This window comes from Chthoniobacter flavus Ellin428, assembly GCF_000173075.1.
GTDB classification, from domain to species: domain Bacteria; phylum Verrucomicrobiota; class Verrucomicrobiia; order Chthoniobacterales; family Chthoniobacteraceae; genus Chthoniobacter; species Chthoniobacter flavus.
In genome coordinates, this window is sequence record NZ_ABVL01000052.1 from 1 (window position 1) to 11,656 (window position 11,656).

Annotated in this window: 8 protein-coding genes; all 8 read left to right on the forward strand. The window is 58.4% G+C overall.

Annotated elements, in window-relative coordinates:
- The first annotated feature begins 459 nt into the window (after positions 1-459).
- The 8 genes from CFE428DRAFT_RS32255 (at position 460) to shc (ending at position 11,537) form a co-directional block, all read left to right on the forward strand.
- On the forward strand, positions 460-1,671 hold the full coding sequence (locus CFE428DRAFT_RS32255; protein ID WP_006983954.1) for a hypothetical protein: 1,212 nt from the start codon (positions 460-462) through the stop codon (positions 1,669-1,671).
- Between the two features lie 297 nt (positions 1,672-1,968).
- A complete protein-coding gene (locus CFE428DRAFT_RS32260; RefSeq protein WP_157447724.1) occupies positions 1,969-2,412 on the forward strand; it encodes a MarR family winged helix-turn-helix transcriptional regulator in 444 nt (147 codons plus the stop codon).
- Between the two features lie 11 nt (positions 2,413-2,423).
- Complete coding sequence (locus CFE428DRAFT_RS32265; protein ID WP_006983956.1) at positions 2,424-3,257, forward strand: SDR family NAD(P)-dependent oxidoreductase; 834 nt, start codon at positions 2,424-2,426, stop codon at positions 3,255-3,257.
- Positions 3,258-3,273: 16 nt separating this feature from the next.
- On the forward strand, positions 3,274-4,527 hold the full coding sequence (locus CFE428DRAFT_RS32270) for an efflux RND transporter periplasmic adaptor subunit (protein ID WP_083805446.1): 1,254 nt from the start codon (positions 3,274-3,276) through the stop codon (positions 4,525-4,527).
- Positions 4,514-7,564 (forward strand): efflux RND transporter permease subunit, encoded by a 3,051-nt coding sequence (locus CFE428DRAFT_RS32275; protein ID WP_006983958.1) that lies wholly within the window; start codon positions 4,514-4,516, stop codon positions 7,562-7,564. The genes CFE428DRAFT_RS32270 and CFE428DRAFT_RS32275 overlap by 14 nt, the downstream gene beginning before the upstream one ends.
- Positions 7,565-7,736: 172 nt before the next feature.
- Positions 7,737-8,222 (forward strand): hypothetical protein, encoded by a 486-nt coding sequence (locus tag CFE428DRAFT_RS32280; protein WP_006983959.1) that lies wholly within the window; start codon positions 7,737-7,739, stop codon positions 8,220-8,222.
- A gap of 522 nt (positions 8,223-8,744) precedes the next feature.
- The gene (locus CFE428DRAFT_RS32285) at positions 8,745-9,473 is read left to right on the forward strand and encodes an esterase family protein (RefSeq protein WP_006983960.1); all 729 of its coding nucleotides are present in this window, start codon (positions 8,745-8,747) and stop codon (positions 9,471-9,473) included.
- Positions 9,474-9,563: 90 nt separating this feature from the next.
- Positions 9,564-11,537 carry a squalene--hopene cyclase gene (gene shc, locus CFE428DRAFT_RS32290; protein WP_006983961.1) on the forward strand — a complete coding sequence of 658 codons (1,974 nt, stop codon included), beginning with the start codon at positions 9,564-9,566 and terminating at the stop codon, positions 11,535-11,537.
- The last annotated feature ends 119 nt before the right edge of the window (positions 11,538-11,656 follow it).

An 11,656-nucleotide genomic window follows, 5' to 3' on the forward strand; every position in this document is an offset into this window, starting at 1 on the left:
GCAATCAGGGGCAGATATCGCAACGGCCGCCATTCACCCGCCGGGCAGGGAAACTGTCGTTGAAAACCCATGGATATTGGAGGTCCTTCGACTTCGTTCAGTCGCTTAGGCTCCCTCTCTGCGCTCAGGATGACAAAGATGGTTGTTGGGGCGCTTCGCGCTCACTGCGGTGATTTCACCGCTGGCATCGGCAGTTCGTCAGCCACCCACTCCAAACAGCGAAGAGATATTTCCAATGTACATCCATTTTCCGGGAGGGGTGTTATAACGGCGGCCGTTCTTGCGACGATCGAGGCGAACATTCCGACGGATGCGATTCCGGGATTCCTGACCTACGAGTTTCTCTTGTGCCTTTTGTGCTTTTTTGTGGCCATCCTCTTCGGCTTTGGTCTTTCAACCCGCGCTGTCGTGAGTGAAAGTTGAACGCACTGGCATCACTGGGATGCTGGCCAAATTTTCATGAGCGATCCGGCTCCCACACCACCGCAGAAGTCCAATGTCTGGATATTTTCAGGCATCGGGATTTTCGTCGCGGCGATTGCCGGGTTGGTGATTTGGGCAGGCTTGCACGAGGGGAATAAACCCACGCCGCAGGTGGTGGCCACGACTGCTCCAGCTGCTCCGGCGACTCCTCATCCACCGCCTGCTCCGCATCCACGGGCGAAGTTTCGCGTCGGGCCGCTGGAGGGATCGATCCCCGCACTCAACGAACTGCCGCCGAAGTCGACGCTGAGTTTGGGGGCGATCACGAGCGAAGACCTGCCGGATGAAAACCTGGCCAGGCACGTGCGCCTGCACATTCCGATCAAGGCGCAGCAAGGCTTGCCGATCGATTTGCACGACTTGGTGATTCACGTGCTCTTTTATGATCAGCTCGATGGCAAGGACGTGGTCGAGACCGCGGCGAAGGTGAATACGCATTGGGCAAAGCCACCGGTGAATTGGGCGGATTCGGACACCGAGGAATTGGTCGTGGACTATGAGCTGCCGAAGCCCGACCGCGCGGAGGCTGAGCAGCACGATCGCAAATACTACGGCTACATCGTGCGGGTTTACTATCAGCGGCAACTCCAGGCAGCGACGGCCCAACCGCAGTTGCTCGCGCAAAGCCATCCCGCGGAACCCAAGCTGCCGGATGAATCGCTGCGCATTTCGCCACGACGTCCTTCGCCGACGCTGCCGCCGCCGGAGCCGGTCGATCTTTCCGAGGCGTTGCCGGATATCGCTGCAGGTTCGGCGATGGGCATTCTGGCGATCACCAAAGACGATGTGGCGGACCCGAAGGCGGTGCAGCATTTCCTGCTGCACATTCCGATCAAGGTGCGTCCCAAGGTGCGCGTCGATGTGAAGGAGTTGATGGTGCAGGTGCTCTTCTACGACCTGAGCAACGGCACCTCGGTGGAGCAGACTTGCGCGAATGTGAAGTCGCACTGGGATTCACCGCCGGCGGATTGGACGCACGGGGATGTCGAGGATCTGAATGTCGAGTATCAGCTCATGCGGCCGGAGAATCGGACCACGGCGCTGAATGAGAACCGGCAGTTCTACGGCTACATCGTGCGCGTTTACTACCGGAGGCGGCTGCAAGCGACGGTCGCGCAGCCGTCATCACTCACCCAGAAATATCCGGCGCCGCCGATCCTGGAGGAGCCGGACTCTTCGGCGGAGTAGAAGCCGCGGAAGGTGCTTCACGCTGGTCGCGTGATGGCCCATCGGTTGTCCGCCTGGTGCCTGTGATGCACTTTTGGAGCTTCGGAATACTACGCCAACGGCGTTCCATCTATCAGCCCGGGGTTTGATGCGAGGAAGGAGCAACTCGGTGCCAGGGAGCCGCACTCGGAAACGCCTAATGGAATGGCTCGGATTTGATCCAGAGGCATTCCGACAAAGGGGCACGGCCTGAGGAATTGTCCCCAACCTAAACAAAAAAATTTGACGAAAGCCGCGGGAGTAGTGTATATGCACAACATGATGTCTAAAACGCTCGACTTCTCCGCTCCGGAAAACTGCGTGTGCTTCAACCTCCGCTGGGTTGCACGCAAGGTGACGCAGTTCTTTGATGCTGAACTGCGGCGACATGGAATCCGTCCCACTCAGGAGTCAATCCTGGTGTCCCTGGACGCCAAAGAAAAATGGACAATGGCGGAGTTGAGCGACTGGCTTGGGATGGAGCGAACCACTCTCGTGCGGAATCTCCGGCCATTGCAACGAGACGGTTTGGTGAAGGTGATGGGTGGCGGTCGCGGAAATCTCGTGGAATTGACCATAACTCCGAAAGGCCGAGAACAACTGGAGAAGCTCATGCCGGCGTGGCGTGCCGCTCAAAGTGCCGTTGTCAAAACCTTGGGCGAACAGCGTTGGTCCGCTGTGCTCTCGGATCTCGAGACTGCAGCGCTCGCCTTAAATAAATAGCGAAGAATGATATGGAAACCGCAACTTCGACAAAGCCGGACAAAGATGTGTATATACACTCAAACCTGCAAAAGAAAGAGTGGGTCCTCGTCACGGGGGCCTCGGGCGGCTTTGGCGAGGAATTCGCCCGCCAATATGCGGAAAAAGGACATCCGCTCGTTTTGGTCGCACGCCGGCTGGAGCGACTGCAAACACTTGCTGCGACAATACGCCAGCAGCACCGGGTCGAGGTGATCGTCGAGCAGGTCGACCTGTCAGATACTGCAGCGGTTGTTCAATTACATCACCGCCTCCGGGAGCGGGAAATCTCGATCGGCATCTTGATCAATAATGCAGGCCACGGACTCCAAGGGTCCTTCCTCGATGCGCCGTTGGACGCGGCGCTGGCAATGGTCCAACTGGACGTAGCCAGCCTCACGGCGACCACCCACGTTTTTGCGCAGGATATGCGGATACGAGGAGGCGGCAAAATTCTGCTGGTCGCCAGCCTCCTGGCGTATCAGGGCGTGCAGAACTTTGCCGTCTATTCAGCCGCGAAAGCTTACGTCTTGCGCTTCGGGGAGGCCTTGCATCGCGAACTTCGGCGCGACGGCATCACGGTGACAACGCTTTGTCCCGGCATGTCGGACACCGGATTCGCCAGCGTGGCGAAGCAGAAAATTACACCGGCTTTAAAGCGATTGATGATGCAACCAGCGCCCGTGGTGCGCGCCGGAATCAGCGCATTGGACGCCGGGCGCCGGAGTGTCGTGCCGGGTTTGGCCAACAAAGCGTTGGTGATTTTTACGTGGGCGACGCCGCGGTGGCTGCACCAGGCAGCACTCTCCTATGCCATGAATGCGTGAGCTTCTGGAACTTGCCATGATTACACCACTTCAGGAACATCTCACAGGTAAGGCGCAGCAACAATTCCCAGCATCGATCGATGAGGGCAGCCCCGCAGGCGCGGTATTGGCAATACCATTTCGCCTCGAAGGGGCCGCGGCCGAAGCCGGCCAGGTGGAAACTAACCGTCGATCTTGGGTGGCCCTCGGTCTGCTGACTGGATGCTTGACGATCGCCGCCTTGACCGGTGGGTGTTCGAAGCCTTCGGCAAAAGACCCGCGCTTGCAGGTTCCACGGGTGGAGGTTTGCAAGGCGGAGGCTGCGCCCTCGGGTCGCACGTCGTTCACAGGAATCGTAGAAGCCCGTGTGCAAAGTGACTTGGGATTCCGAGTCGCAGGAAAAATCCTGGAGCGTTCCGTGGATGTGGGACAGCGGGTTCAGAAAGGTCAGATGCTGATGCGGCTTGATCCCGAAGACCTCCAACTTTCAGCCGCCGCGCAACAAGCAAATGTCGAGGCGGCCCGGGCTAAATACATCCAAGCCAAGGCGGACGAAGCGCGCTCAGCCGCAATGGTCAAGTCCGGCGTCATATCGCACCGGGAATATGATCAATACCGAGCCGCTCTGGACAGCGCCAAAGCCCTATTGGAAGCGGTAGAGGCTCAGGCGAGAGTAACGAGAAATTCCAGCGAGTATGCCGTGCTGTTTGCTGGTGCGGACGGAGTGATTGTGCGGACGCTGAGCGAACCAGGTCAGGTCGTAGCGGCTGGGCAAACAGTGATCCAGTTGGCGCACGATGGCCCTCGTGAAGCCTCGATCAACTTGCCGGAAGGCGTGCGACCGGATTTGGGAGCAACCGCCGCAGCGCAATTGTATGGGCGCGGTCCAACGTATCCGGCACGGCTGCGCCAGCTATCAGATGCGGCAGACCCGGCGAGCCGAACCTTTGAAGCCCGCTACGCCCTGGAGGGAGAGGCGGCTTCCGCACCTTTGGGCTCGACCGTTACCGTCGCCATCACCAGCGAAAAAACCGTCGCCGCCCACTCCGTTCTTCTGCCAGTCGGAGCTGTATGTGATCGCGGCAGCGGGCCGGGCGTCTGGGTTGTGAACAATAAGCCGGAAGTGAAGTTCCGTCCGGTGACGATTGCGTCCATCGGCAAGGAAGAAGTCGTCCTGTCCGACGGAGTCGACCGCGGTGAGACGGTCGTGGCGCTCGGTGCGCATCTTCTGCATGAAGGGCAGATCGTTAACCCGACAAACTTGGAGAAGATATCCGATGCAAAGTTTTAATCTCTCCGCGCTGGCGGTGCGGGAACGCGCCATCACGCTCTTTTTCATCTTCGCGTCGGCATGTGCCGGCATCTACGCCTATATCCATCTGGGGCGGGCGGAAGATCCATCCTTCACGATCAAAGTGCTCACTGTGACCGCCGTGTGGCCCGGAGCCACCGCGCAAGAAATGCAGGATCTCGTGGCTGAGCCGCTCGAAAAACGGCTTCAGGAGTTGCGTTGGTATGACAGGGTGGAAACCGTCACGCGACCAGGCCTCGCGTTGATGACCCTGCAACTCATCGACAAAACTCCGCCTCAGGAAGTCGCCGAGCAATTCTACCAAGCCCGAAAGAAGCTTGCGGATGAGGCGCCTAAATTGCCGCAGGGTGCGATGGGGCCTTTCGTCAACGACGAGTATTCGGACGTTTCGTTCGCGCTCTACTCGGTAGAGGCTCCCGGGTTTCCACTTCGAAAATTAACCCGAGTCGCCGAAGAGCTCCGCCAGAGGTTTCTCCATGTGCCGGGGGTCAAGAAAGTGGATATTGTCGGCGAACAGGACGAGAGGATCTTTGTCGATTTTTCGTATCCACGACTAACAGCGTTGGGCATTTCGCCAGCGGACATCTTTTCCGCGCTCTCGCGAGAGAATGCGGTGACTCCAGCCGGTTCAGTGGATACCGACGGCGCTCAGGTTTTTGTCCGCCTGGATGGGGCCTACACGGACATCGACAAAATCCGCGATACTCCCATCGTCGCTGGCAAACAGAGCTTCAGGCTTTCAGATATCGCGGAGGTGAAAAGAGGCTATGAAGATCCGGCGACCTTTGTCATTCGGCACGATGGAGAACCATCCCTGTTGCTGAGTGTCGTTATGAAAGAGGGTTGGAATGGGCTCGATTTAGGCAACGCTCTGCGCGCGGAAAGCGATAAGATCTCTTCGAGCCTGCCGTTGGGAGTCAGCTTGAAAAAGGTCACCGATCAAGCGGTCAATATCAGTTCTGCGGTCAATGAATTCATGATCAAGTTCGCCATGGCGGTCTGCGTGGTAATGCTGGTCAGCCTGCTGAGTTTGGGGTGGCGGGTCGGCATCGTCGTGGTTGCGGCCATTCCGCTTACCTTGGGAACGGTATTTGTCATCATGATGATGACGGATCGCGTTTTCGATCGCATTACCCTTGGAGCTCTCATCATCTCTCTCGGACTTTTGGTCGACGATGCCATCATTGCCATCGAATCGATGGTGGTGAAGATGGAAGAGGGAATGGATCGCGTCCAGGCCGCAGCCTATGCGTGGAGTCACACCGCAGCGCCCATGCTCGCGGGCACCCTGGTAACAATCATCGGATTTCTGCCGGTCGGTTTTGCGCGTTCGAGCGCGGGCGAATACGCCGGTAACATCTTCTGGATCGTCGGATTTTCTTTGATCGCCTCGTGGGTGGTGGCGGTGGTTTTCACACCCTATTTAGGGGTCAAACTTCTGCCGCAGATCGAAAAGGTAAACGGAAGCCATGAAGGGATTTATTCCACACCGGGATACCAGCGGTTTCGGCAGCTTGTCACTTGGTGCGTAACAAAAAAATACACGGTAGCTGGCATGGTTGCCGGAGCATTTCTGATGGCTGGCGGAGGGATGGCCATCGTTAAGAAACAGTTTTTCCCGAACTCTGACCGGCCTGAGTTGTTAGTTGAAGTCCAGCTTCCGTTGGGCACCAGCATTGAGACGACCAGCGGGGCGGTTAAAAAGGTCGAACGGTGGCTGTCGGAACAATCCGAATCGAAAATCGTCACTTCGTATATCGGCGCCGGTGCTCCGCGGTTTTTCTTTTCCTATAATCCCGAACTGCCTGATCCTTCCTTCGCGAAGATCGTGGTCTTGACGCCGAATGCCGAGGCAAGAGATCATCTGAAATTGCGCCTGCGCCAGGCGGCGGCGGATGGCCTGGCGCCGGAAGCGCGGATTCGCGCAACCCAATTGGTATTTGGCCCCTACTCGCCTTTCCCCGTCGCTTTTCGAGTCATGGGCCCCGATCCAGCGCAGGTTCGAGAAATAGCCTGCAGCGTCGAGGATGTCATGCGCCACGATCCAGATATGCGCACCGTGAATGTGGATTGGGGAGAACGTGTTCCCAAGTTGCACTTTGTTTTGGATCAGGAGCGATTGCAACTCATCGGGCTTTCACCCGTCGAGGCGGCGCAGCAGCTGCAATTTCTCCTAAACGGTCAACCTATCACGCAGGTTCGTGAAAACATCCGAGCGGTAAATGTCGTCGCGAGAAGCGCAGGCTCCGAACGACTGGATCCAACCGAGCTGGAAAACTTCACCCTGACCAGCCGAAACGGAAAACCCATCCCCCTCAGCCAGATCGGACGAGTGGAGGTCCAATCAGAAGATCCAATCATCAAGCGGCGGGATCGTGTCCCCACCATTACTGTCCGAGGGGACAATTATGAAGCGACCCAACCACCGGATGTGTCTTCCCGGATTTGGGCCAAACTTGCTCCCATTCGAAAGGCATTGCCCGAGAATTATCGTGTCGAGATGGCGGGCTCAATCGAGGAAGCAACGAAAGCCAACTCCGCACTGGCTCCGCTATTTCCCATTATGATCTTGCTCACCCTGGCGGTGATCATCATTCAGGTGCGCTCCTTTTCCGCCATGTGGATGGTCATGCTCACCGGCCCGCTCGGGCTGATTGGTGCGGTGCCGGCTCTTCTCCTCTTTCACCAACCCTTTGGATTCAATGCCATTCTTGGTCTGATCGGGCTGTCGGGTATCTTGATGCGAAACACGCTCATATTGATAGGTCAGATTCATACGAATCAGGCAGATGGCCTCGATCCGTATCATGCGATTATCGAAGCTACTGTCCAACGGTCGCGGCCGGTCATCTTGACTGCGCTGGCCGCGGTACTGGCCTTCATTCCGCTGACGCATTCGGTGTTCTGGGGCTCCATGGCCTATGTCCTCATTGGAGGCACTGCCATTGGCACAGTGTTGACCCTGGCCTTCCTCCCGGCGCTTTACGCCATCTGGTTTCGCGTGGCTCGACAATAGTGACAGGCTACTCGGTTTTGCCCTGAGTGACAGTCGGCGCAATGTGCTTTACGCCTGGAAAGACCACGTATATAACCGCGCCATGTCTATGGAGGAAACATTGGTCTCACGGCGTCGATGGCTTCTGGCTGCGGGATATGGCACTTTGTCCTGCGCGCTGATTTCGGGTCGAATGGCGGTCGCCGCGGAACCGCCGGCGAATTTTACCGAATATATTTCCCAGCTCACGATTGGCCGCGAGGGCTCGCCGTTGAAATTGAAGAGGGGTGAGGCGGCTACGACCAAGGTGAATTTCAAACCGCCGGTGGAAATCCTCATTGAGGCGAAGACGCACACGACCAATTTGCGCATTGGTTACGCGGCGAAGCAGGTGATCTTCAATTGGGAACACATCGGGGATGAATTGCGGGTCGATGGCGGTCCGGCCGGTGGCAAACACAAGAGCGGCGCGGGTGCGATTCCGCGCGATAAGTATGTCCTCATCCGCTGGGTCGTGACTCCGAAGAAGCAATCGATCTATGTCGATGGGCAATTGCGCTACGAGCACGAGGGCGACTACTCGCAGATCGACAACCCGGTGAGTGTCTTCGGCGCGGAAGGCTCGGAGGTTACGGTGAAGTCGATCAAGGTTCGGCCGCTCCCGCCGGGGACGGAATAGCAGTTTAATTTAAACTGTGGCCGTGCATCGTCCCGAGAAACTGGGGCAGATTAAACGCAGCGCGGCAAAGCCGCAACCAAAAGGGGAGCCACGAACATGCGAAAAGACAGGGAAGGGAAAGTGACCCGCGAATCACCCGAATGACGCGAATGATCTGCCCTCATTCGTGTTATTTGCGTGATTCGCGGGCCAAAAATTCTACGCGTCGTGCGGACATTTTCATGGTTAGCACTGCAGAGGGCCGCAGAGGAGGAAACAAAAGGATGAAGGATGAAGGATGAAGTAGAGTGCGCTACGCGGTTTTTGGAGATCGACACTCGCTATCGTTAACGCGTTTCTTCATCCTTCCGCCTTCATCCTTCTTCCTTTTCCCTCCGCGGCTCGCCCGTTGCCGACCACCACTATTCCCCTCCTCCTCCTCGGCCCTCTGCGTTCTCGGTGCCCTCTGCGTTTAAGTCAGCCGCGGCCACAGATGCATTGCGGGATGGGGCGCGAATTTGGCACAGTGCGGTAACACATCCTGTGAACCGCGAATATCACAAATGGCACAGCCCGGCGCTCTGCCGCGAAATGGAGTTACTCGTATTCGGGAGTGGCGGCCAGCGGTTGCTCGTCTTTCCCTCCCGCAAGGCGCGCTTTTACGAATACGAGGACCACGGGATGGTGCATTCCTTGTGCAAGCCGCTGGAGGAGGGGAAGCTCCAGCTCATTTGCGTGGATGGGATCGATGAGGAGAGCCTCTATTGCTTCGACACCACCCCGGATCAACGCATCGAGCGGCATCTGCAATACGAGCGTTACATCCTCGAGGAGGTCCTCCCATTTTCGGCGAAGATGAATCCGCACACCCCACTGACCGCGCACGGGTGCAGCCTCGGAGCGTATCATGCCGTGGCCATGGCCATGCGGCATCCGCAACATTTTCAGCGAGCGCTGGCCTTCAGCGGACGTTACGACCTGACCCTGCACACGGCGCATTACCATTCCCTTTTCCATGGCTTTTACAGTGATACGCTGCGGGATCTGGTCCCGAATCACTTCGTGCCGCTGATCACCGACCGGAAGCGGCTGAAGGCCCTCCGCGACATGCGATTCACCTTCGTCATCGGGGATGAGGACCCCTTTTACGAAAATAACCTCGATCTCTCGCGGGCGCTGGCGGCGAAGAAGATCCGCCACGAGCTGCACGCCTGGTGCGGAAACGCCCACCGCTTCCGTTACTGGCGCCAGATGATCCGTATTTACCTCTAAGCGGGGGATTTGCTCCGAATTTCCCCGAGGAAATCATCAGGGCGAATTCCGGATTTGCGTTCTGCCCGGCGATAGCCGCAAACTGGATACGTGATATTTACCGATACCCCGACGGGGTCGACGCAGAACCGATTGGACGTGGCGATCCGCCGCGCGCAGCAGAACCTGCTGCGATTGCAGCATAACGAGGGCTACTGGTGCGGGGAACTTTTTGTCGATAGCACCCTGTGCTCCGACTACGTGCTTTTCATGCATTGGGCCGACGAGATCGACCCGGTCATGGAGGAAAAATGCGTGGCGCACATCCGGCGCCGCCAACTCGAAGACGGCGGCTGGAACATCTACGAAGGCGGCCCGAGCGACGTCAACGCCACGGTGAAAGCTTATTTCGCCCTGAAGCTGGCCGGCCACGCGCCCACGCAGCCGTGGATGCAGGAAGCGCGCGCGTGCATTTTGCGCCTCGGAGGCATTCCGAAGATGAACACCTACGCGAAGCTGTATCTCGCGTTGCTCGGGCAATTTCCGTGGCGCTACCTGCCCACGGTGCCGGTGGAGATCATGTTCATGCCGCGCTGGTTCTTCTTCGACATCTACGAGGTGTCCTCATGGAGCCGCGCCATGCTCATGCCGCTGGCCATTCTCAATCACTACAAACCGACGAAGCATCTGCCGGCGGACAAACAGTTGCACGAGCTGTATCCCATCGGTTCGGAGGAAAGCGATCTCGGCCTGGGCATGCAGAAACCGCGTTTCTCGTGGCCGAATTTTTTCCTGTTCTGCGATCGCCTGATCAAGATCATGCACAGCCTGCCGTGGAAGCCGTGGAAGCGTGCGGCGCTGGCTCGTGCGGAAGCATGGATGACGCAGCGCATGGGCGAGGGGAGCGATGGTCTGGCGGCCATTTTCCCGGCGATGCTCAATTCCATGATCGCGCTACGCACGCTGCGCTATTCGCGCGAGCATCCGCTCTATGTGAAGGCGAAGAACGATTTCGCCGGGCTGTTTGTCGACGACCCACAGGATTTCCGCATCCAGCCGTGCCTTTCGCCGGTCTGGGATACGGCGATCAATCTCGTCGCCCTGCTGGAAAGCGGCCTCGATCCGCATGATCCGAAGATCGAAGCCGCGGTGAACTGGCTCAAGGAGAAGGAGGTGCGGATTAACGGCGATTGGTACGTGAAGAATCATCACGTGCCGCCGAGTGGCTGGGCGTTTGAGTTCAACAACGTCTATTATCCCGATACCGATGACACCATGATGGTGCTGGCCGCGCTGGCGCGTGCGGGTGCGCATGAGGAATCGGCGCCGGTGGAAACGAAGGCGATGTTCGAGCGCGCGCTGAAGTGGCTCCTCAGCTTCCAGTGCAGGGATGGCGGCTGGGCGGCTTTCGACAAGGACGTGACGCAAGGCTGGCTGGAGGACGTGCCTTTTGCCGACCACAACGCCATTCTCGATCCGACCTGCAGCGATCTCACCGGCCGCGTGCTCGAGTTGCTCGGCCTCATCGATTACGATCGCAATTGCACGCCGGTGCGGCGCGCGCTGAAATTCCTCCGCGATACCCAGGAGGACGATGGTTCCTGGTATGGCCGTTGGGGTGTCAATTACATCTACGGCACGTGGCAGGTGTTGCGTGGCTTGCGTTCGATCGGCGAAGACATGCGCCAGCAGTGGATCGTGCGCGCGCGCGATTGGCTGGAGAGCTGCCAGAACGAAGACGGCGGCTGGGGCGAGACCTGCGCCAGTTACGATGACCCGACGCTCAAGGGCAAAGGCCCGAGCACCGCGTCGCAAACGGCCTGGGCGCTCATGGGGCTCATCGCCGCGGCCGATCCCACGGAACCCGGGGCGTTTGATCGCAAGTCGATCCGCCAGGGCGTGGACTATCTGCTCTCCACGCAGGTGGCCGACGGCAGCTGGGTCGAGCCGGAAGTGACCGGCACCGGCTTCCCGCGTGTGTTCTATCTCCGCTACGACATGTATCGGAACAATTTCCCGCTCATGGCGCTGGCGACCTATCGCAAGGCGCGGGAGGGAAAGCTTCCGGTGCGGCAGCGCGAATAGCTGCGCGCTGTAGCCCGCCGCGCTCCGAAAACTGGGCAGATTAAACGCAGAGAACGCAGCGCGACAAAGCCGCAACCAAAAAGGAGCCGCGAACCGCGGAAAGCCCGGTAGAGAGAAGT

Coding starts and splice junctions, on each gene's coding strand:
- CFE428DRAFT_RS32255 (WP_006983954.1), top strand. CDS start 460: ATGAGCGATCCGGCTCCCACACCACCGCAGAAGTCCAATGTCTGGATA.
- CFE428DRAFT_RS32260 (WP_157447724.1), top strand. CDS start 1,969: ATGATGTCTAAAACGCTCGACTTCTCCGCTCCGGAAAACTGCGTGTGC.
- CFE428DRAFT_RS32265 (WP_006983956.1), top strand. CDS start 2,424: ATGGAAACCGCAACTTCGACAAAGCCGGACAAAGATGTGTATATACAC.
- CFE428DRAFT_RS32270 (WP_083805446.1), top strand. CDS start 3,274: ATGATTACACCACTTCAGGAACATCTCACAGGTAAGGCGCAGCAACAA.
- CFE428DRAFT_RS32275 (WP_006983958.1), top strand. CDS start 4,514: ATGCAAAGTTTTAATCTCTCCGCGCTGGCGGTGCGGGAACGCGCCATC.
- CFE428DRAFT_RS32280 (WP_006983959.1), top strand. CDS start 7,737: ATGGCGGTCGCCGCGGAACCGCCGGCGAATTTTACCGAATATATTTCC.